The organism is Spiroplasma sp. TIUS-1 (genome assembly GCF_010365785.1).
Taxonomy (GTDB): Bacteria; Bacillota_I; Bacilli_A; order Mycoplasmatales; family Mycoplasmataceae; genus TIUS-1.
Window position 1 is genome coordinate 347368 of record NZ_CP048387.1, and the last position, 23770, is coordinate 371137.

19 protein-coding genes are annotated in these 23770 nt (G+C 27.1%); 16 read left to right on the forward strand and 3 right to left on the reverse strand.

All coding sequences use genetic code 4. From position 1 onward, the window contains the following. The first annotated feature begins 23 nt into the window (after nt 1–23). The 3 genes from STIUS_RS01500 to ffh all read left to right on the forward strand — a co-directional run bounded on the left by STIUS_RS01500 (nt 24) and on the right by ffh (nt 3965). Nucleotides 24–1568, forward strand: a complete 1545-nt coding sequence (locus tag STIUS_RS01500; RefSeq protein WP_162649532.1) for an HDIG domain-containing metalloprotein — start codon at nt 24–26, stop codon at nt 1566–1568. A 20-nt stretch (nt 1569–1588) separates the two neighbouring features. Beyond that, complete coding sequence (locus tag STIUS_RS01505; RefSeq protein WP_162649533.1) at nt 1589–2551, forward strand: LD-carboxypeptidase; 963 nt, start codon at nt 1589–1591, stop codon at nt 2549–2551. Between the two features lie 73 nt (nt 2552–2624). After that, a complete protein-coding gene (gene ffh, locus STIUS_RS01510) occupies nt 2625–3965 on the forward strand; it encodes a signal recognition particle protein (protein ID WP_162649535.1) in 1341 nt (446 codons plus the stop codon). Between the two features lie 25 nt (nt 3966–3990). Here the strand turns inward: ffh and STIUS_RS01515 are convergent, their stop codons facing one another. Next, nucleotides 3991–4737 carry a hypothetical protein gene (locus tag STIUS_RS01515; RefSeq protein ID WP_162649536.1) on the reverse strand — a complete coding sequence of 249 codons (747 nt, stop codon included), beginning with the start codon at nt 4735–4737 and terminating at the stop codon, nt 3991–3993. A 50-nt stretch (nt 4738–4787) separates the two neighbouring features. On the opposite strand from STIUS_RS01515, the gene STIUS_RS01520 reads away from it, so the two are divergent. The 9 genes from STIUS_RS01520 (at nt 4788) to STIUS_RS01560 (ending at nt 14836) form a co-directional block, all read left to right on the forward strand. Next, nucleotides 4788–5258: a 23S rRNA (pseudouridine(1915)-N(3))-methyltransferase RlmH gene (locus STIUS_RS01520; RefSeq protein WP_162649538.1), complete on the forward strand. Its 471-nt coding sequence runs from the start codon at nt 4788–4790 to the stop codon at nt 5256–5258. A gap of 26 nt (nt 5259–5284) precedes the next feature. Further along, a complete protein-coding gene (ylqF, locus tag STIUS_RS01525; RefSeq protein ID WP_162649540.1) occupies nt 5285–6253 on the forward strand; it encodes a ribosome biogenesis GTPase YlqF in 969 nt (322 codons plus the stop codon). Between the two features lie 2 nt (nt 6254–6255). Beyond that, nucleotides 6256–6870 carry a ribonuclease HII gene (locus tag STIUS_RS01530; protein WP_162649541.1) on the forward strand — a complete coding sequence of 205 codons (615 nt, stop codon included), beginning with the start codon at nt 6256–6258 and terminating at the stop codon, nt 6868–6870. Nucleotides 6871–6928: 58 nt separating this feature from the next. Beyond that, the gene (locus tag STIUS_RS01535; RefSeq protein WP_162650043.1) at nt 6929–8617 is read left to right on the forward strand and encodes a phospho-sugar mutase; all 1689 of its coding nucleotides are present in this window, start codon (nt 6929–6931) and stop codon (nt 8615–8617) included. A gap of 80 nt (nt 8618–8697) precedes the next feature. Then, nucleotides 8698–9003, forward strand: coding sequence for a single-stranded DNA-binding protein (locus tag STIUS_RS01540; RefSeq protein WP_162649543.1), 306 nt, complete (start codon nt 8698–8700; stop codon nt 9001–9003). Next, nucleotides 9003–9644, forward strand: a complete 642-nt coding sequence (locus tag STIUS_RS01545) for a hypothetical protein (protein WP_162649544.1) — start codon at nt 9003–9005, stop codon at nt 9642–9644. The genes STIUS_RS01540 and STIUS_RS01545 overlap by 1 nt, the downstream gene beginning before the upstream one ends. Nucleotides 9645–9721: 77 nt before the next feature. Beyond that, nucleotides 9722–11611, forward strand: coding sequence for an ABC transporter ATP-binding protein (locus STIUS_RS01550; RefSeq protein WP_162649545.1), 1890 nt, complete (start codon nt 9722–9724; stop codon nt 11609–11611). Nucleotides 11612–11706: 95 nt separating this feature from the next. Beyond that, nucleotides 11707–14211 carry a vitamin B12-dependent ribonucleotide reductase gene (locus STIUS_RS01555; RefSeq protein ID WP_162649546.1) on the forward strand — a complete coding sequence of 835 codons (2505 nt, stop codon included), beginning with the start codon at nt 11707–11709 and terminating at the stop codon, nt 14209–14211. A gap of 91 nt (nt 14212–14302) precedes the next feature. Beyond that, on the forward strand, nt 14303–14836 hold the full coding sequence (locus tag STIUS_RS01560) for a cob(I)yrinic acid a,c-diamide adenosyltransferase (protein ID WP_162649548.1): 534 nt from the start codon (nt 14303–14305) through the stop codon (nt 14834–14836). Nucleotides 14837–14871: 35 nt separating this feature from the next. Here the strand turns inward: STIUS_RS01560 and STIUS_RS01565 are convergent, their stop codons facing one another. After that, complete coding sequence (locus STIUS_RS01565; RefSeq protein WP_162649549.1) at nt 14872–16482, reverse strand: hypothetical protein; 1611 nt, start codon at nt 16480–16482, stop codon at nt 14872–14874. Nucleotides 16483–16623: 141 nt separating this feature from the next. Here STIUS_RS01565 and STIUS_RS01570 point away from each other — a divergent pair, with 141 nt between their 5' ends. From STIUS_RS01570 to STIUS_RS01585, 4 genes are all read left to right on the forward strand, one after another. After that, nucleotides 16624–19047 (forward strand): hypothetical protein, encoded by a 2424-nt coding sequence (locus STIUS_RS01570; protein ID WP_162649551.1) that lies wholly within the window; start codon nt 16624–16626, stop codon nt 19045–19047. Nucleotides 19048–19108: 61 nt separating this feature from the next. Next, nucleotides 19109–20434 (forward strand): methylenetetrahydrofolate--tRNA-(uracil(54)-C(5))-methyltransferase (FADH(2)-oxidizing) TrmFO, encoded by a 1326-nt coding sequence (gene trmFO, locus STIUS_RS01575; RefSeq protein WP_162649552.1) that lies wholly within the window; start codon nt 19109–19111, stop codon nt 20432–20434. A 2-nt stretch (nt 20435–20436) separates the two neighbouring features. Further along, on the forward strand, nt 20437–22053 hold the full coding sequence (locus STIUS_RS01580) for a hypothetical protein (RefSeq protein ID WP_162649553.1): 1617 nt from the start codon (nt 20437–20439) through the stop codon (nt 22051–22053). Further along, a complete protein-coding gene (locus STIUS_RS01585) occupies nt 22043–22921 on the forward strand; it encodes a phosphatase PAP2 family protein (RefSeq protein WP_162649555.1) in 879 nt (292 codons plus the stop codon). The genes STIUS_RS01580 and STIUS_RS01585 overlap by 11 nt, the downstream gene beginning before the upstream one ends. An 11-nt stretch (nt 22922–22932) precedes the next feature. Here STIUS_RS01585 and STIUS_RS01590 read toward each other — a convergent pair whose 3' ends face one another. Continuing rightward, a complete protein-coding gene (locus STIUS_RS01590; protein WP_162649556.1) occupies nt 22933–23685 on the reverse strand; it encodes a bifunctional 2-polyprenyl-6-hydroxyphenol methylase/3-demethylubiquinol 3-O-methyltransferase UbiG in 753 nt (250 codons plus the stop codon). Nucleotides 23686–23770: the final 85 nt, after the last annotated feature.

A 23770-nucleotide genomic window follows, 5' to 3' on the forward strand; every position in this document is an offset into this window, starting at 1 on the left:
TCTTAAGATAGAGGGGTACCAAAATGAAAATGAACTATTTTTTATCAACCATATCAATTGCTGAAGTTTCTTTAATTTCAGCTTTAATTATTTGTTTTTTAATAATTTTAGTACTAGTTTATACTGTATATAAAACTAAAAATATAAATAAATTTGAAACTAAAAATGCACAAAAAAAAGCTAAAAAAATTTACTTTAAAATTATTAACGATGCCAGAATTGAAAAAGATGAAATATTAAATAAAGCAGAGATTAAGAAATCTGACTTACTTGCAGATATTGATTTGGAATTAAAACGCATCTCTAGATTAAAAGAGGAAATTGCTTTAGAAAAAAATAAGCAAGTAAGAATTAACCAAGGTTTTGAGGAAGCTCAAAACTCAATTAATAATGAGAAAATGAAATTGAATTCTGAAATTTTAAAAATGGTTGCTGAATTAGAAACTGTAGCTTTAATGACAAAAGATGAAGCACGTGATAATTTAGAAAAATCAATATATAAATTGCATAGAGATGAATTAAATAAAAGTTTAAATGAACTTGAAAATATATCAGAAATAAAAATAAAACAGGCTGCTCAAAATATATTAATATCAGCTATGCAAAATGTTTCAGTTGAAACAACTGAAACATATAATTTAACTTTTATTGAAATTAAACATGAGGATATGAAAGGTCGTATCATTGGGAAGGAAGGAAGAAATATTAAAGCCTTTCAACAATATGGTGGTGTGGACTTAGTCATAGATGATGGCTCAACTAAGGTTGGAATTTCATCATTAAATCCAATTCGTAGAGAAATTGCTACAAGAACATTAAACAAACTTTTAGAAACTGGTCGTCTACAACCAGCTTCTATAGAAGAAGAATTAATTATTCAAGAAGAAAAAATTGAACAAGAAATGAGAGAAATTGGACAAAAAACAGTAGACAATTTAAAACTTGAAAATATTAACCCTAGAATTAAGTACTTACTTGGTAAATTAAAATTTCGTTCAAGTTATGCTCAAAATGTATTGGGACACTCAATTGAGGTTGCACAAATCTCAGGTTTAATTGCTGCAGAATTGGGATTAGATATTGAACTGGCAACCAAGTGTGGATTGTTCCATGATATTGGTAAGGCAGTTGATTTTGAAGGTGATGGATCTCATGTTAAAATGGGAGTTAATGAGTTAGTTAAACTAAATGAAGATAAAATAATTATTAATGCAGTTGAGTCTCATCATGGTGATTCAAGAAAAGAATCTGTTTATGCTGAAATAGTTGTTATAGCTGACTCTATTTCTGCTGCAAGAATCGGAGCTAGAAATAATGATATTGCAACATTCATAGCTAGAGTTAAGGAACTTGAAGATGAATGTAATAAGGTAGAGGGTGTATTAAAAACTTATGCACTACAATCTGGAAGACAAATTAGAGTTATTGTAGATGCTGAAATGATTAATGACATTGATATGAAAAGGCTATCAGTTGAAATTGAAAATGTAATTAACCGTGTTAAAAAAGTTCCAGGAACAATTAATGTAACGTTGATTAAAGAAAAGAGATTATCAATTTCAATATAAAAATATTGATTGGAGAAAATATGAAGATTGGAATATATACTGCTTCAACACCAATTGGATTTTTGTCACCAAAAAGGTCACAAAGAGCCATTGATTTTTTAAATAGTAAAAATCATCAAGTAATATTGGGTGATTTGTTTTGAAAAAGTGACAGCTATCGCTCGGGTTCTATTATTGAGCGAGCTAATGAGATAAATCAACTTTTAGGTAGCAATATAGATATTTTGATGTCATCAATTGGTGGATATAATACAAGTTCAATATTGCCCTTTATTAATACTGATAGTATGAGTAATAAACAACTGATAGTTACTGGTTTTTCAGATAGTACAAGCATACTGTACTTTTTTAAAAGTTCATTAAAAAACTGTAGAGTATTATATGGTCCGGCATTAGTTCCTAGTTTTGGTGATTTTGAATCTGAGTTTTTACATACAACATATGAATCAATGATGAATAGAATTCAAAATAAAAAAATTAAATATTCAGAAAAATCAATATATCTATGAAGCGACTCTAAAGAGGGATGAGAAGAAGAAACAAACTTGAAAATATATCAAAAAAATAAGTGAATGACAAATTGCAACGTTGAGGAAATTAGCGGAAGATTATTTGGAGGTAACTTAAACTCAATAATCTCAAGTTATAATGAATCTTGATATCCTAAAATTGAGGAAGGCGATATTTTACTAATTGAGGACTCACAAAAGTCTATTGCCGAAATTGAAAGAAATATTTCTTGAATATTTGATAAAGGTTGACATACAAAAATTTCTGCAATCATTTTAAGTAAGCATGAGTTATTTGATGACTTAAAATCATCTAGAACTTCAATTGATGTATTAAATGAATTTATGGATATTTATAATATCAAGATTCCAATTATTTATAATACTGATTTTGGTCATACAAGACCCATGATAGTTTTGGAATTATTTAAAAATATTTCAATTAATTTTTTAGATAAAGAAATTACACAGTAACTTATTAAATAAAAAATGTGGTTTAACCACATTTTTTTTATCTAATGTATAATTTAATCAATTGAGGTAAATTATGGGATTTGGAGATTTTTTAGCTAAACGCTTTCAAAAGTCAATTGAAAAAAACTTAAAAAAATCACAACTTAACGAAGAAAATGTTAGTGAAGCACTTCGCGAAATTAGACTTTCATTATTGGAAGCTGACGTTAATATTGATGTTGTTAAAAAAATTGTTTCTGCTATTAAAGAAAAATCAATAGGTGGATTTATTGAAGAAGGTGTTCGTGCTGATCAACAAATGGTTAAAATCGTTCACGAAGAATTAATTAATGTTCTTGGTAAAGAAAAATCAGAATTAAATATCAGTAAGAAGCCTTCACCAATTATGATGGTAGGTTTACAAGGGGCAGGGAAGACAACAACTGTTGCCAAACTTACAAATTTATTAAAAAAGCAAGGTAAAAAAGTTTTGATGGTTGCATTGGATATTTACAGACCTGGTGCTATTGATCAACTGGTTGAGCTTGCTACAAAAAATAAATTTGATGTTTTTGAAAAAGGTAATCAAAATCCAACAAAAACAGCAAAAGAGGCAATGAAATTTGCTGAAGAAAATAAATATGATGTAGTTCTTTTAGATACTGCTGGTCGTTTACAAATTGATAAACAACTAATGGGTGAATTAAAAGAAATTAAAAAAATTACTTCTCCAACAGAGATTATTCTTACAGTTGATGGTATGACTGGACAAGATATCATTAACGTTGCAACAGAGTTTAATAGTACTTTAAAAATTACTGGAGTTATTGTAACTAAACTTGATGGAGACGCTCGAGGTGGAGCTACTCTATCTATTTCATATGTTACAAAAGTTCCAATTAAATTTATTGGAGAAGGTGAAGGGATTGATGCTCTTTCAGAATTCTATCCTAAACGTATTGCTGACCGAATCATGGGATTTGGAGATGTTGAAACACTATTTGAAAAAGCAACAAAACAAGTTGACCAAAGAACTATGGAAAAAACAATGCGTCGTATGATGCAAGGTTTATTCGATTTGGAAGACTTAAAAAACCAAATGGCGCAACTTGCAAATATGGGTAATTTAGGTGCAGTTATGAAAATGATGCCAGGACTAAATGGTAAGATTTCGGAAGATCAAATTACAACAGCACAAACTAAATTAAAAATAGCTGAATACTTGATGGATTCAATGACATTAAAAGAAAGAAGAGATCCAAGATTATTAAAGGCTATAAACAGAAAAAGAAGAATTATTAAAGGTTCTGGTAGAACAGAAAAAGAATTTAATGAACTTATAAATCAATTTGAAAAATCTAAAAAGCAAGCGCTTGAGATGGCAAAAATGTTCAAAAGTGGAAGGATGCCAAACTTGTCAAATTTTGGTAGATAAAAAAAGTACTTATATAAGTACTTTTTTATTTTGAAAGCAAGATTAATAAAATTGTTATGTAAAAGATTCTGTCGATGTTATCTTCAATAAATGTTTCATCATTTTTCTTAATATTATTCAAGTTAATTCCAGATAATCTATCAACGTCACTTATAAAGTTTTGAACAAATTCTACACCAAACATATCAACTTGAAAATCTGAAATTTCTTTCTTAGCTTGAATAATATTTCTTAACGAAAATACTTTTTCTTGATATTGAGAAGGTGCATAAGAAATAAAATTTTTTACTTCAATATTAATTACTTCATTTTTATTTTTTTTAATCACTTGTTCAATTAATTGTTTTCCTTGAGAAGGAATTAGTTTGAACAATTTGTAACCCTCAGCATTTGTTGAAGGATCCAACTCGTATCCATTTAACTCAATATATGATTTAATTTTTTTAGGTGTTGAAAACATATCATATCCCAGTGAATCGGGGTATTTAAGTTTTCTTTTATGAATTTGATATATTAAGTTGTAAACGATTTCTAGGTAAGTTAAATTTAGTGTTCCATTTTTTTCTTCTGTGTGAATTGAAATATTATTAACGGTTGTTAATGCCTTAAAATCCATTCCATAAAGATCAAATGAGATCATATTACAGAAAGTTGAAATAGATGTATTACTTAATAGATAATTTAAAATAAATTCTAAATCGCTGGCTAAATGTTCGTTTACATTAGATGATTTTGCTTTTACATCTAATACTGATAAAAAGTTTTTACTCATTTGTTCCTCAAAGTTATATACTTAAATAATATAATATTAATGAGGTTAATATGAAAATTAAAATAATATGTTTTAACAAAGTTGACAAAGAATTTAAAGATGCAATTAAATATTATTCAGATAAGGTTTCAAAATTGTGTAATTTTGAAGTGATTGAGTTAAATGAAATTTCTACAATTAATCAAACTAAAAATATGATTGAAAATATGAAAGTGCTTAACCAAAGACTAAACACTTTAATTGAAAATAGATTTCAACCTATTGTATTAGATGTTAATTCAAAAGTAATTGATTCAATTGAGTTAAAAAATATAATCGAGCACAACAAAGATGTAGGAACAGGAAACTTAGTTTTTATAGTAGGACCAAGTGACGGATTTTCTGAAGAGTTCAAACAAAATAACTATACAAAAATTAGTTTTGGAAAAATTACATTGCCACATATATTATTTAGGGTAGTTTTGTTTGAACAAATTTATAGATCATTTAAAATAATGAATAATGATAAATACCATAAATAAAAGTATAATAAATTGGAGGTAAATTTATGAGTCAAAATAATACGAAAGCATCATTTAACTGATTTCCAGGACACATGAATAAGGCCTTAAAAGAAATCGAAGATTTAATTGTAGCTGTAGATTTCATTATTGAAATAGTAGATGCACGAGCACCGTTTTCAACTAGAAATCCAATGATGAAAAAAATTGGTACAAGTAAAAATAGATTATTTGTTTTAACAAAAGGCGATTTGGCAGATTCTATTGTTACAAAGCAATGAATGGATTATTTTAAATCAAAGGGTGATGATTGTTATTTAATAGACAAAAAAAATAAAAACATCCTTCCAGATATAGAAAAAATTATTAATAAAAGAACTGAAGATCAGAGAAAAGCTGCAAAACGCAAAGGTATAGATGCTTTATTAGTTAATGTACTTGTTGTTGGTATTCCTAACGTAGGTAAGTCTACTTTCATCTCTAAATTAATAAAAAATAAAAAAATAAAAATTGCTAATATGCCAGGGGTAACTCGTGGATTTCAAAGGTTCAACTTAACACCATTAATTACTCTTATTGATACACCAGGTATTTTACCGTCAAAATTTGACAGTGAAATTCAAGCATGTAACTGTATAGCTATAAATGCAATTAGATTAGATGTTATTCCTAAAGAAAGATTTGCAACTAGAATTATTAAATATATTTATGATAATTATCCAAGTGTCATTGAAGCAAGATATAAAACTAGAAAACAATTTAAAAGACCAATTAATTATGATGATTCATATAAATTATTTGAAGAAATTGCAAGAAGAAGTGGACTAATTTTATTTCAAGATATTCCAGACGTTGATAAGTCGATTGCTTTATTTATTAGAGATTTACTAGCAAGTAAATTTTTGAATGTATCTTTTGAAAAGCCTTTAGATATCGGAGATACTTCAACGATTATTATTTCAACTCAAAAAGAATTAGATATTACTGAAGAATTTGATAATACAATTGAGTGATAGAAATGACATTATTTGAGTTTGATAATGAAATTAAAATGACTAATAACGTAAGTTTAATATCAGGGAGTGATGAAGTTGGTAGAGGGGCAATGGCTGGACCAATTGTTGTTGCTAGTGTAATTTTAAATCATGATTTTGAAGACAAAAGAATTAGAGATTCAAAAATTGTACCAAAAAAAATTAGAGAAATTTTATTTGAGTTAATTAAAGCTAATTCAATTTCATATTCAATAAAAGTCTATGATAGTGATTATGTTGATAAAGTAAATCCAAAACAAACTTCAAAAAATGGAATGTTAGAAACTATTTCAGATTTAAAAGTGAAACCTGAAATTGCATTATTAGATGCTGAAAAATTAGATATTAATGGTATTCAAACTGTTTCTTTAATAAAAGGAGATAGTAAGTCTCAATCAATCGCGGCGGCTTCAATTCTAGCCAAAGTATATAGAGACAGAATCATGGATGCTTATGATACACAATATCCTGGTTATAGTTTTTCAAATCATAAAGGTTATTGTACAAAAGCCCACTATATAGCAGTGGACAATTTAGGTGTCTTAGATATTCATCGAAAATCTTATAAGCCAATTATTGAAGCTATTAATAAAAAATAAGTTGTTTAACTTATTTTTTTATTTAGTTAAAATATAAGTAACCAAGCGCTGGAGGAATATTATGTTTGATAGAAAAAATAAAAAATATTTAGAATGAATTGAAAATGAAAATTTAAATTCAGAACTAAGAGAAAAATTGCTAAGTGCAACTGATGAAGAACTTAGCGCGGCTTTTACAATTGATTTGGAGTTTGGTACAGCCGGCATAAGAGGTGTTTTAGGAGCAGGACCTGGTAGATTTAACATTTACACAATAATCCAAGTAACACGTGCTTATGTACAACTATTAAAGAAAAAACATCCGAAAGATTTATCATCAAGAGGAGTAGTAGTAGGACATGATAACAGATACCAATCTATTGAATTTTCAAAAGCCGTTGCTGAAATTTTGACTTCATTAGGAGTTAAATCATATCTATTCAAAAATAATAATATGAAACCAACACCAGTTGTTTCATATGCAGTTAAAGATTTACACACAATTGGTGGTATTGTTGTAACTGCATCACACAATCCAGCCAATTATAACGGATATAAAATTTATGATGAATTTGGTTGTCAATTAATTGATAGTGATACTGTAGTTATTTCAAATGAAATGGAAAATGATTCTCAAAATCCAATTGATTGAAAATATGAAGCTGATAAGAGTTTATTAATGGAAGTTCCAAGTTCAACAATCCAAAACTATAAATCAATGATTAAAAAATTACAGTTTCATGAAAAAGCAAATAAAGATAATTTTGAAATTATATATTCAGCAGTTAATGGAACTGGTACAGAGTTTGTTCCTCCGATACTTGAAGAAGCTGGATACAAAGTTATTGAAGTCGAGGAGCATTCATTTGAAGATCCAAGTTTTAAAAATGTAATTAATCCAAATCCAGAATTCCCACCAGCATGAGAAATACCTTTGAAAAAATATGGTCAAAATAATCCAAATGCAAACATAATAGTTATGACTGATCCTGATGCAGACAGAATTGGTCTTGCTGTTAATCATAAGGGTGAATGAATAAGATTAGATGGTAACCAAACAGGGCCTTTGTTGATTGATTGAAAATTATCACAATTAAAAGCAATTAATAAAATTCCTAAAAATCCAGCTTTATATTCATCATTTGTTACTTCTGATTTGGGTGATAGAATTGCTCATGAAACTTATGGTGTAAAAATTGTTAAAACTTTAACTGGATTTAAATGAATGGGTTCAGAAATTTTAAAAGAAAAGGAAAGAGATTTAAACTTTGTTTTTGCTTATGAAGAAAGTTATGGATATGTTTTAGACAGTTCAACATTAGATAAAGATGGAATACAAGCAGCAATAATGCTAAGTGAAATGGCTTGATTCTATAAAACAAAACATAATAAAACATTAATCGATGTGTTACATGATTTATATGCAAAATATGGTTTTTATACAACTTTCACTGAAAATTTAAATTTTAAACCAGAAGAAATTAAATCAAAGATTGATCCAATTCTTTCTAAATTTAGAACAAATCCACCAAAAGAATTTGCAGGATTAAAAATGGTTAAATCAGAAGACTATAAAGATGGTCTATACAATATGCCGGGCCAAAACTTGCTAAAATTTTATTATGAAGATGGTTCTTGATTTGCAGTTAGACCTTCAGGTACTGAACCGAAAGTTAAAATTTATTTTATTAGTGTTGCTAAAAATCAATCTGAATCCGTTTCTAAATTAGATTTAATGATTAAAGAACTAAAAGAGTTTATAAAATAATTTAATAATTTATAAAATAATTCAAAAAATGAATTATTTTTTTTATTTTTAGACGTTATAGAAAGCGGAGGAAATAAAAAATGAACAATGTAACATTAATAGGTCAACTTGTAGGTGTACCTGAATTAATTTTTGAAAAAGAAGGAGATGACAAAAAGTTATTTAAACTAACTTTACGAGTTGAGAGACCTTTTAAATCTAAATCAACAAGCATTGATGCTGACTTTATTAACATTAAAGTTTGAACAAATGTATTAGGGGATGAAACTGAATATTTTGAAGACTCATTATTGAGCGTTGAAGGTAGAATTGTTTCTTATGTTTCAAAAGACAAAACGCAATATATTAATGAAATGATTGCAAGCAAAGTAATAAATTATAATTAGTGGAAAAGGTATTATTATTTTTCGCCCTAAAGTATAAGGGCGATTGAGATAAAATTTATAAAGCTTTAGAAAGCAAAGAAAAAATTGAAATTGAAACCCTAACAAATTCAATCAAAAATATTAGATCAAATTGAACCACAATAATTTCAAGTGATTATCCTGAAGCACTAAAATATACTTATAAACCACCTTTTGTGATATTTTATGTTGGTGATTTGAAGGTAATAAATACAAATAATAACATTATGAGTTTTATTAACTCAGTTGATGCAATAAACAAAGTAAATAATCAAACACACATAGGTTTAATTGAAAATGTGATGAATATATCTCAAAAGTCTTTTTTAGTATTAGACAGTGGAATATATAAATACATGCTTGAAAATGATTCACAAAGTAATGATTTAGTTCTTTCAGAATCGTATGTAGATTTTGAAATTTCATATCCACAAATACATAAAAATCAATTAAGGTTTATTTCATCAGTAAGTAATAGCATTGTAATTGATAAATATGATGAATCTAAAATTGAACAGATTAATTCTTTTTCAACTAATGAAGATTTTAAAATATTTATTAGTAATCAAAATAATAATATGACTTCAAAATTTTCAAATGTATTTGTATTTAATCAAAATTAGTAATCAATAGTCAATAAATGACTATTTTTTATTGTCCATTTAAGATAATATTCTATTATATACATTGTGGAGGACATATGAGTAGTCAAACAGAATACACTAAAATATTAGATCCAGTTGATAAACCTGAGTCTGATGGTAATAGCGAAACTTATATAAAAATTGATGAATCAAATATGAAAGCTACAAAGAAAATAATTGGTAGGGAAGCGACATTTGTTGGAACAATATTTGCAACAATGAAAAAGAATCCTGGTTTAGCAATTGGTATGTTGGTTTTTGTAACATTGGGATCTATATGTGGAATATTGGCACCACTAATTATTCAACAAGTTACACTAGATTTAAAAGGTACACAAACTTATTTATTTGGTCAAGAAATGATTTGATGATCTTGAGGTATTTTGCAATTATGTTTATTCATTGGTTTAGCTTTCTTTACTTACATGACACAAATAATTGCTGGTAAAATTGGTAGACAAGTTGAAATTAATTTAAGAAATGCTGCATTAAAAAGACTATTTACTCAAGACATTTCGTATTATTCAGATAAAAAAATAGGTGAAACATTAACTAAATTAATATCTGATACTCAAATAGTTGGTGAACAAGCTCAAATAGTTCCTGTGGCTGCAATTAATGCAGTTATTACATTTTTTGGTTCTTTAGTAATTTTCTTCATATTAGATGTTTATCTGGCAACGGTTGTTATTGTTACAATAGTTGGGTCATTAGGACTTATGTTAATTTCATTAACAATAATTCATCCATTAATGATTAAAATGCGTTCAAAGCTTACAAAAATTAATGGTGATGTTACTGATCGTGTTAACTCAATAAGACTTATAAAATCAGCAGGTTCAGAAGATTATAAAATGGAAAGATTTTGAGAAAGTCATAAAATTTATTACAAATTTACAAATAATATTTCACTTATGGTTGCAACTTTTATTACTATATTAGTTGCTGCTACAAGTTCAATGCAAGTTATTGTAGTAATTGCAGCTGCTATTCTTTATCATGGAGAACCAGCATTAGAAGATTTACTACCTTCATTTATAGCTGGTATCGGAATTATGACAGGTCCAATTATGCAAGTTGCAAAAATTATGTTTGGATTTGTTCAAGCAGAAGTGTCTTCATATCGTATTCAAGTTATCATCAAATCTAGTGCTAGAATTGACCCACATTACAATACAGCAAAAGGATATACAATTGAAGATTTAAATGGAGATATAGTATTTGATAATGTTGAGTTTACTTATCCAGAGAAACCAGATTCTGTAATCATTCCTAAATTTGATTTTACTTTTGAAAAAGGGAAATCATATGCGTTTGTTGGTGAAACTGGTTCAGGTAAATCTACTATAGCAAAAATGCTTTTGAGATTTTATGATCCAAGTAAGGGTAGAGTATTAATTAATAATAATGTAGATTTAAAAGACGTTCGTTTATCTTCTTATCTAAAATTTGTTGGATACGTAGAACAAGAACCACAAATTATTCTTGGAACAGTGTTTGACAATATTAAATATGGTAACTTTGGTAGATCTGATGAGGACGCGATTAAGGCTGCAAAGAAGGCTGAATTACATAACATAATCATGTCATTTTCTGACGGATATAATACTGTTTTGGGTGAACGTGGATTTATGTTATCTGGTGGTCAAAAACAACGTCTAGTTATTGCTAGAATGTTCTTAAAAGATCCACAGTTACTAATTCTTGATGAAGCTACTTCGGCTTTAGATAATATTGTTGAAAAAGAAATTCAAGAAAACCTAGAAAATTTAATGAAGGGTAGAACTTCAGTTACTATTGCTCACAGGCTTTCTACAATCAAAAATGTAGATCAAATTGTTGTGTTAGGTAGAGGCACAGGGATAGTTCAAGTAGGTACTTTTGATGAACTGAAAGATATTCCAGGACACTTCCAAAATCTATATAAAGCTGGTCAATCTAAATAATATGTGCGTAAGTGCGAAACTTTTAAAAACTCAATTTTTTATTGAGTTTTTATATTTTTTAATAGTACAATTAAGAAACAAATAGGAGATAAAAAATGCAAACAATTTATAAAAAAAGTTCAATAGAATCATTGAACAATGATATAGCAAAACACTTTAGTATAATTTCACCAATTAAACAAAGTGATGAAAAGTGTTTTGATGCTGTGTCAAGAATGGTTATGCTTGATAGATATTCACAAAAAGATAAGGGACTGACTACTTTAAAGGTTGGTGATGTTGTTATTACTACTATCAAAGATGACACTTCATTCCCAACAAGAGGAATTGGAACACTTAAAGAAATTAAGGGAAATAAATACATTGTTGAAGTAGACGAACAATATGTAGGTCAAATAGATCCTTTGTTACTTGAACAATCTAAAACAACTAATTGTATTATCAAAGATAAATTCAGTCTTGAAAAACCACTTGAATTATTTTTTGAACAAATCGCACGTCGTGTTGGAAAAGCATTAGCTGAATCTGAAGGCACTTCAAAACAAAAAGAAGAATGATCAGAAAAATTCACTAACGAATTGCAAACATTAAATATAATTCCAGCTGGAAGAGTTCTTTATGGTGCAGGAAGTGATTCTAAAGTTACTTTCTTCAACTGTTATGTAATGCCATATATGGAAGACTCAAGAGAGGGTATTTCAAAACACAGATCTCAAGTTACAGAAATTATGTCACGTGGTGGAGGTGTAGGAACAAATGGTTCTACTTTAAGACCTAAAGCAACAATTGCAAAAGGTGTTGGTGGACGTTCTTCAGGATCAGTAAGTTGATTAAACGATTTATCACAATTAACTCACTTAATTGAGCAAGGTGGTTCAAGACGTGGAGCTCAAATGATTATGCTTTCAGATTGACACCCAGACATTATTGAATTCATTATTTCAAAAATGCAAAATCCAGATATCTTGATGTGATTAAAAACAAAATCTAAATCTGAATCAATTAGACAAGCTGCTAATGCAAAACTAACTTTTGAACCTTTAAAAAGTTCAGAAAGAGAAATGTTTGATTTTGTTATTAAAAATTCAACAGCTGTTTCTGAAGATACATTAAGAACAGCTCAACAAAGAATTAAGGATGGAGGTAAATGGGTTGTTAATAATCCTCACTTCTTATCTGGGGCAAATATTTCTGTTGCCATTTCTCATCCATTTATGCAAGCAGTTGAAAAGAACAAATCATGAGATTTAAAATTTCCTGATATTGAAAAAATGACTAAAGAGCAAAAAGCATTTTATGATAAAGAATGACAAAAAATTGGTAACGTATTCGAATGAGAAAAATTGGGATACCCAGTTAAAGTTTATGAAACTATAAAAGCTAAAGATCTTTGAGATTTAATTAACTTCTGTGCAACATATTCAGCAGAACCAGGAATTTTCTTTATTGATGCTGCAAATGATATGACAAATGCAAAAGGTTATGGACAAAAAGTAGTTGCAACAAACCCTTGTGGTGAACAACCTTTAGCACCATTCTCAGTATGTAACTTATCTGCAATTAACTTATCAAATTTTGTTGATAAAAAAACAAAAGAAGTTTTATATAACAAATTAGCAGAAACTGTAAAAATTTGTGTAAGAATGCAAGATAACGTTATTGATGAAACTCCATATTTCTTAGAAGAAAATAAAAAACAAGCTCTAGGAGAAAGAAGAGTTGGTATGGGTGTAATGGGATTACATGACTTACTAATTTGAGCTGGAGTAAAATATGGTTCAAAAGAAGGTAATGCAATAGTTGATAAAATATTTGAAACAATTACTTTAAACGCTTATAGAACTTCAATTGAATTAGCTAAAGAAAAAGGATCATTCCCATTCTTGGATGATAAGGCAAAATTTGCTCAATCAGGTTTCATTAAAACATTACCAAAAGATATCCAAAATGGAATTAAAGAATTTGGAATTAGAAACTCACACTTAGTTACAGTGGCTCCTACAGGGTCAACAGGAACAATGGTTGGTTGTTCAACAGGATTAGAGCCTTACTTTGCTTTCTCATACTTCAGAAGTGGTAGATTAGGTAAATTCATGGAAGTTAAATCAAAAATTGTTCAAGAATGATTGAATTTAAATCCAGATCACAATCCAGAAGATAAATTACCTGAATTCTTTGTAAGTGCTATGGATTTAACACCAGAAGCACACGTTGATGTTCAATGTATTATCCAAAGATGAGTTGATTCATCAATTTCAAAAACAGTTAATGCTCCAAAAGGATATTCTGTTGCTGAAGTTGAAAAAGTTTATATGAGATTATACAAAGGTGGTGCCAAAGGTGGAACTATCTATGTTGATGGAAGTAGAGATACTCAAGTTCTTTCATTAGAAATTGAAAAAACTAAAGAGAAAAAAGGTTTTGTAGATTTAGAACCAGTAAATCACGAAAATGAATTTATCAAAAAGACAGTCGATGAAAAAAGTATCGGTATCGAAGTTGGGGACACATGTCCAATTTGTACAATTGGAGTTGTTATCGAATCAGGTGGATGTAATACATGTCCTGAGTGTGGTGTTCAATTAAAATGTGGTCTTTAATTTAAAGAATAAATAATTTAACAATAAAGACATAAGTAATGATGAATGTATTAGCAATCTCATTACTTTTTGTTTTAAAAGGAGAGATACAATGAAAAAAACTAAAGGATACCTTCATATTTATTGTGGTGAAGGTAAGGGTAAAACTTCTATATTAAATGGAAGTGCAATTCGCGCTAAAGGTGCGGGATTTAATGTTGAATATTTTAGATTCCTAAAAAATAGACCAACAGCCGAAAATATAATTCTTGAAAAGTTAGGTATTAAAATAGATAGTTTATACAAATTTTCAACTAAATTCATTTGAGAAATGAACGAACAAGAAGCTGAAGTTTTTAAAACTGAAACTTATGCTGGGTATTTAAATGTTAAAAAAGCATTACAAAATCCAAAAGTAGATGTAATACTTATTGATGAATTATTGGGTGCAGTTGAAAATGGTTTTATTTCTAAAACAGAATTAATAAATGATTTAAAAAATAGATTGGATCATATTGAGGTTTTAGTATCAGGAAGATATTCTTTTAATGAACTAGATAATTTGGCTGATTTAATATCAGTTATAACTCCAAAAAAACATTATATGAATATTGGTGTTAGTGGTAGAGAAGGTATTGAATATTAAATAAAAAACACCATATTTTGGTGTATTTTTTATTTTTAAATTTCTTTAGTTTTGTCAGAAATAAACTCTAACTTTGAAACTGATAGTTGAGCTTTAGCCCTTGAATAATATGCATTTATTCAAGTTGCTTTAGCTTTTGAAATTACTTCAAATTTGAATGTCAGTTTTGAGCCACTTAATTCAATTGTTAATTTTATATCATTTCAATTACTATTCTGTTTTCCAATGTATTCTTGGTGTTTTCAAGCAGTACCATTTTGAAGATTATTTCAGTCAATATCTATAACATCTTCAGTTCCATCTTTTCAATCTGTGTTATTTCAGCCATTTTGTTTTTGGTTATACATATATCCAGAATAACTAATTCTTAACTTAGTAAAGTGATTTTTAAAGTCATTGATATCTGTTTTTATATCGTATTCAATTGTAAAATTATCACTATCTGTTTTTGTACTATTATAAGCTTCAGCATTTGTTTCTCTAGTTGAAAATTTTACATCATTTACAACTTGAGACTCAACTCTATATGTCAACTCCAATGAACCGATAAAATTATCGTTTTTAGGAACTAGTTTAGCTTTGGAATAGGTTATGTTTTCTAATTTTAAATCATTTGTATCTATTTTAAAGTCAGAGTTCACTTCAGCAAATCTTTCCAAAATTGTAATTGTTTTTATATTATCGATATTTCCTAATGAACCAATCATTTTGCTTAAGTCATTTTCAGGATTTGGATCTGGATTAGTAACTTTAATTGTAAATTCAACGTCAACAGTTCCATAATATATTGAACTATCACTTGCAACAATTCTTGCAGAATTATTTGTAATATCTTCAACATTGAAATCATTTATTGTAATATCTTTATTTTTTAAAACTACTTTATTTACAATTGTAGATTTGCTGTTATCGCTTATTTCACCCAAATCGGTAGTTGTTATAACTTGTGAAATATTTGTTCTTTCACCCAAATCTTTAAATTTAACACTTACAAATCCGAAATAACCGCTGTTTTCAATAGCAACTAATTTAGCTCCGCTATTAGTTATACTGTTAATATCAACATAAAATTCTGAACCATCCAAACTTTTATTTTGTAAAAGAACATTGTTTTTAATTGTTTCAGATTTATTATCCATTATTCAACCTAAATTAGTATTCAAAATTACTTCACTTAGATTCTTATCCTCTGATGGTATTTCTCCAGACGAATTATTAGAAAGGGTAATGTCTACTGCCATAACACCTTCAAATTTTGTATCATATTTTGGTAAAAATCTAGCTTTATAATCAACTGAAGATCCACTTTCGGGTAAATCATAATTTATTCCAATTGTTGATCAAGAGTTACTGTTACTTAATAAATATGATTCCAAAAAATCATTAATTCAATCAAAATGTGCATTAGCAACAACCAACTCAACAATCACTGCCTCTTTAATTTCTTCACTAGTAACCACTTCATGACTTTCTAAATACGATAAATCAACTTCTACTGAATTCATATTTTGTGTTGTTAAATTTATTTTTTCACTTTCGAAATTTATTCTAGTAAATTCTGATTTAATTGTTTCATAACTCACAACAGAATTTGCTGTACCGCCACCCACAATATTTGTTGTTAATAATAAAAGTAATATTTTCATTTATTTCTCCTTTATATATTGCTATCATAACTATTTTTTTTATAATTTAAAGTAAAAATGAAAAAAATTACTCTAAATGTTAAAATTAAAGTAGAAGTTATAGTTAAAATATTTAAATAAAATTAAGGGTGATCTAGTAGTATGAAAACATTAAATAAAATTATATTAGTGATTCTTCTTGCATCATCATCATTCTTTGGAGCATTAAACTTTATTGATAATAAAAATATTCAGACTACGCCCAAAAACATTAATACAAATGAAAGTGATTTGTCCGATCTAAGATTTATAAAAGCATTTACAAATTATATTTATTTGCATGTCAAAGGTTTGGAAGATGAATTAAATTATCTTAAAAATGCTATACTTCAAAATTCAAAATTAGATAAAACATTCACTGAAGAATTAAAAACAAAAGATTCATATTTTTTTGATTCATATTTTTTATCGTTCATACTTTTAAATTCTGAATATGGATTAGGAGTTCATTCGGGTGAATACTCGGCAGAATTATTTAACTTTTGAATAAATACTCCAGAACAGAGTAGAAATTTATTTTGGGTACTTGTTGACTTTTTTTATATAAACGTTGTTCCAAAAATTATTAACAAAAATGATAAGGAAATAGAATTAATATTAGAGGACACTTTGAATGTGCCTGGTCTGACAGTTAATTTAAAAGATATTAAAAAAGGCGATAATTTTATTGATTTTTTTGTAAATGAAAATATTTCACCTGCATGACCTAAAATACAAATGAGTATTTCTTCAGCTTCGCATGTTTGACACACAGAAGGAACTGATTATAATTTTTCAAGAAAGAATGAAAAAGCATTTGAATTTGATAATAAATGAGTACCTGATGAGGAAATAGAAAAAATAACTAATAAGTTAAATTTAATATTTTGAACAAGGGGTAAACCAATAAGATCTGATGACTTTATTAACAATTTTACATTTAATACATTTGAAGAATTGAATACTAATTTGAAGGAAGCTACAAAATTTTACATTGATGGGGCAGATTATTATGGAGTTAACCTTAAAGATGCAATTTACTCTTATATAAATACTAATAATGATCTTTGAAATAATGCTAATTCCTCAACTTATATAAACTTGGACTATGCATTTCAAAAGATATCTAATAAATTTTTAATATCCTTTAATTATTTATTTTATGTCTATAAATCAATTTTTAAAAATAAAAATGATGATAGCTATTTACACCTAATTAAATCAATTATTTTTCATTCAAAAAAAACAGAAAAAATTCCTAATGGTAAGGTTATTGGATTAAATAGTGATAGCACTTATGGTTTAGAAATTCAAATAAATTTTAATTTATTAAGTGTACCTAATAATAATTCTCTTATCTCTTTTGATAATTTTCAACTTGCAACAACAACAGTTCATGAAATAGGACATGTGGTTGATTTACTTGTTACTGATTTTGATTGAACTAATGGTAATAATAAACTAATTAATTTTAATGAAAATACATATAAATTGTTGGTCGAGTGAGAACCAAATATCACAGAGGCATTTGGTGTTGACGTTAAAAAAAATAAACTTGATGAAGTTCAAAACAAAAGAAAAAATGAAATAAATAAATATAGTAATTTAGATACTCCAACATTGATTATGAATATAGCCAATCCCGATGAGCTTTATTATAAAATACGAGAAGAAATGCAATCATATATTATGAAGTTCAAAGATGATATGTGAGCCGAGGGAAAGGATTTAAGTAAAGTTGTTAAAAATTCATATATTAAATATGGAGACAAATATTTAGATGAAGCTATAACTGAAATTATGAAATCATATAATGATGGTGAAAGTAAAGTCTATAATTTAAAACTCACACCTTATTATGAATTTGAAGATAGTATAGATTTAAATTTCAATGTGATTAATACTAAAAAAGAATTAAAAAATTTAAGTGAAATTAAAATTGATGACCAAGTGATTGATTTAAATGATGATAAAGAACAATCAATAGAATTAGTTACTGAATTGATAAACAAACAATTAATATCTAATGATTTAACTAACATGAATTGAACAATTATTGAAAACGGTAAATTTACAAATATTGAGGATATCGATTTTGAAAACGGTAATTCTTTAAAAGTTTTAGTAACAGATAATGATCAAAAATATAGCGGATATATAATGTTTGATATAAATTATTCTTTAAAAATCAATTTATCAAATCTTATAACCGATAAACATTTGGGGGATGTTAATACAAAGAACTCAAATGAGCTTTTAAAAATAATTGAAAGTAAATATCCAATTATAAAAGGTGAAATTGATATTGACTATAATTATCCTATTGGTAAAAATGAAATCGCAATAAAAGCAAAATCAGAAAGTAAATATTATGGAATAATTGTGTTTACTTTTAATTATATTGACAATGAAATAGGTCCTAATCCATTGCCAGGCGATAATGAAGGTAATTCACTTGAAGTTATAGTTATTGCTGTTATCATCTCAGCTATTGTCATAATTATAATTACTGGTATTGTAATTATAATTAGAAAAAGAAAACAATAACTTAAAATCTTATAAAAAACAAGCATACATAGTAGTATGTTTTTTCTTATATAATTAAATTATGAAAAAATACGTAAACATTATAGGTGCAGGTTTAGCAGGATGCGAAGCTGCATATCAATTATCTAAAAGAAAAATATATGTAAATCTATATGAGGTAAAAGGAATTAAAAGAAATCCTGTTCAAACTATGGATACTTTTGCAGAACTTGTTTGTTCAAATACACTGAGATCAACTGAACCAGCTAATGCAGTTGGAACATTAAAATTAGAAATGCAAAAGTTTGATTCATTAATCTTAAAAGCTGCATATAGCGCGCAATTGCCAGCTGGTGGTTCACTTGCAGTTGACCGAGAAATATTCTCTGGATTTATCGATAATGAAATTAGAAACAATGAATATATAAATGTAATTAGTGAAGATGTTGGAGATATAGACCCAAATCAAATTACTATTGTTGCTTCTGGTCCATTAACTACTCCTAAACTACAAACAGGAATTCAAAAATTAGTAGGAAGTGATTACTTTTATTTTTTTGATGCAGTTGCTCCAATTGTTAAACTCGATAGTTTGGACATGAATAAACTATATTGAAAAAACAGATATGACAAAGGTGAAACAAAAGATTATTTAAATGCGCCAATGACAAAGCATGAGTATGAAAAATTTTTAGAGGAATTATTAAACTCTGAAAAAGCAGAGATGCATTTAAAAGATGAAGAATCTTTACGTGTATTTGAAGGTTGTATGCCTGTTGAGGTAATGGCAAGTCGTGGTAAAGAAACTTTATTATATGGTCCATTAAAACCAGTTGGTTTATATAGATCAAAAGAAGACAAAGAACTACATGCTGTTGTTCAATTAAGGCAAGATAATGCAGCAAAGGATTTATTTAATTTAGTTGGGTTTCAAACTAATTTAAAATGAGGTGAACAAAAAAGAGTTTTTAGGATGATTCCTGGATTAGAGAATGCTGAGTTTATTCGCTATGGAGTTATGCATAAAAATAATTTTATTAATTCACCAACATTACTAAATAAGCATATGCAAATGAAATCTAATCCAAATATTTTCTTCGCAGGTCAGATTACTGGTGTTGAAGGATATGTTGAGTCTACTTCTTCAGGAATAATTGCTGCAGTTAACGTTGCAAGAAAGATTGAAGAAAAAGAATTGATTGAATGACCAGATACGACTGTAATGGGGGCGCTAATAAATTATATTTGTATAACATCTCCTGAAAACTTTCAACCAATGAAAGCTAATTGACAAATTGTTAATACCGAAGGTTTAAATAAAAAAATGAAAAAGATATTAAAAAAAGAACAATATTCAATTAAAGCACTTAAAGATATTGAGGAATTCATAAATAAATATAAAATATAGTCATGAGTAATATTTCAGAAAATAAAAACTTCAGATTTTATAGTCCGGATCAAAACAATAGTTTGTTTTGATTTTCTTTGCATTACATGGTTAAACGTGATCCAGAGCTACAATACATTGTTAACACTAGAAAAAAAGAGCTTTTTAGTCTTTACCAAGTTTGTCATTTAGGTATTGTTCAATATATGTTATATCGTGGAATTTGTCTTGAAGTTATCAGTACAAATGATATGAAAGAATATTCAGATTATATTTTGGAAAATTATGATAATTTATTTGCATTAAGATATAAAACTATACCTTCAAAACAAAGACCTGAAAAAATTAAATTTGAAACACCACAAGAAAGAAAAGAAGTTGCTCAAATGATTACTTCAATTTGTTTCCCACATATCAATGAATATTGTTTTTTAGAACACGATTCATGAAAAAATTTATCACGCGCTTATATTGCAGAACTTGCACATAAAATGCATTATGACATTAATCATATTTTTGATGATGATTTTAAAGTGTCAGAAGTCTATCCATTTTTGTTTGTACTTAATTTAATTAATAATATTGATGCTCAAAATTTATATACAAATGTTTCAAAAGCGTTTATTCCTGAAAAGATTATTGAAAAATATAATAGGGGAAGAAAATGATTTTCTAAGGAAGTTGAGTATTTAAAAACAACAATGGAAATAATTTCAAATCCTGATGAATTTAGAATTTTTTTAGGAAACTTTGAGTATGAAAAATGAATTACATTTACAAGACAAGAAAAAGTTAAGGCCATTTTTGAATTAACTAAAATGGTTGCAATTTTAATGAAAGATAAAATTGCAAGAATTACGATGCTTAAAGAAGGGCAAGATGCATTTGAAATTTTAGAAGAATATATTCCTATTTTTGTTCCTTCTGATAAAGATGAGGGTGTTCGAAGCATTTTTAAACGTAATGAAGATATTGTTGTATTATCACCGTTTACATATCAAAATGTTAATCCTTTATCTTTAACTAGATATATTGAAAGCAAGGGTGACTATCATGTTAAAGTTAATGAAAAAAAACTTTATCACTATTCACAAATTGTTCTTTCAGTATTTTCAAAATTGAGAATAACATTATTAACTTATCCTTTGTTTCCCGAATATATTAATAAAACAGTTATAGAACCAAAACGTGAAATTTGGGTAGATATATTAAATATTTTCAAAGAGAAAGATAACATTTTGGTTCCTACAATGGAACATTACGAGTTAACAGTTGATGACTTTGTTATTGACGAACATGAAATTGAATATATGGAAAAGCATAAGGGAACAAAACTTTCTGGAGTAGAAAAAGATCATGCCATTAGAAAGATGGGCTTAATTTTAAACTTAATTATTGGTTTAAATAGACCAACTTTAAAACTATTTGAAAATAACATTGAAGACTTATTAAAATATACATTTATTATTTTTGGTCCTCATCCAATTAATAGAACTGTTCAAACTACTGAAAATATTGAAATAGCTTTAAATAGATTTAAAAGATATATTAAATTGTTTAAAAGTGCATCAAAATCAGAAGTTAAAAAATACGGAATTTATTTTGAACTTCCAGCAAAATTATTTAAAAATGAAAAGTAGTCTATTTAAAAAATACTGACCATTAATATTTATTGAATTAATTTTATTAATACTTTTGATATTATTTGGGATATTTGATTTTGAAATATCGTCATCTTTTGAAACATATAAAAATTGATTATCTGTTGGATTTGATGTTTGAGGAAAAAAAGCAGTTATGGTTCCCATAGGTGTAACTATAATATTTGCTTGCGTGGCTTTGGGCAATAGAGCAAGAAATAAAAACATTTTTATGTATTCAATGATTGGTCTGGCAATTTCTACAAATATAACATTGGCCTTATTTTTATTCGATTATAAAGATTTTTCTTTACATAATAAAAATAAAACTGAAATAATTACAGCAATTTCAATGTATATCATTTTGGCAATTTGTATATTGAGTTTTATATTAACAACACTTTTAATTAATAAACTAAGTATATTTAAAAGTAAAATGTATATGTCAACATTGATGAGTAAAGTAATTTATGCAATTGTGTTTATGCTGATAACAACTTTGATTGTTAGTGTATTAAAATTACTAGTTGGTAGACCAAGACCAAGAGATGTTATAGGGGATGGGGTAGATTTCAAATATATTTTTCAATTTTATTTTGGTCAAGATAGGGGTAAAAGTTTTCCATCAGGTCATACTCAAGCTGCATCACTATTTTTAGTGTTAGTATATTTTGTACCAATTTCAAAGAAAGAAAATATATTCAAAATTTTATTTTATATCATTGCAATATGTTCAATAGTATTAACTGCAATATCTAGAGTTTTAATTCACGCTCATTTTCCAACTGATGTAACATTTTCAATAATACTTTCATCATTATGTTTTGCATTTATTCCAAAATTAATAAATTTTATAATAAAAAAATAATGATTTAATCATTATTTTTTTGCAAACAAAGTAATAGTGTTCAAGTTCAACACACGTTTTTTATTATAATTTTTTATTAACTCAATACTTTTATATCCAGCTTTTTCTGCCAACATTTTAATTTCATTTTCAGAATACCAACGTAAATTAAAGTTCTGAATTTCAGTTTTAATTTCTTTACCATTTTGAAATTGTATGTATTGATTTGTAGAATAAGCTACTTGTTTTGATCAATCAATTGATTTGTGATTGATATTAAGTTCTATTGAATTTTCACTATCTAATTGAATATTTGTTTTGTGATATGAACCTGGTTTAAAAGTAGTAGGGTAAATAAAGTCTATCAATATAAATCCATTATTTGATAATGACTTATAAAAGTTATTTAATATTATCTTTAGATCTTCAACTTCTTCAATCATACAAACACTACCTGTTGGCATTATAATTGCTTCATAATAATTATCAGAAACATATTCTTTTAAATTCATGTTAATAATTTTTCCACTTAACTTTTGTTTATCAAGATTGTATTTATAAATATCTAGCATCTCTTTAGAAATATCAATACCATCAACTGAAAGTCCATACTTTAATAGTGGAATAGACATTCTACCATTTCCGACACCTGCTTCAAGAATTTTGCCTTCAAGTGGGAGCAGATATGATTTGTAAAATTCAATGTCACCATCAGAATTAGTACCTGGTGGTTTTGTAAAGTCATAAACAATAGAAGATAGGGAAGAGTAATTGTTTTTATTCATTTAAGTCCTTGTAATTATTAATTATTATAATCTAATGGTTAATTATTTATAAAACGAAATATTTTAGTTATAATTTAACTTATGA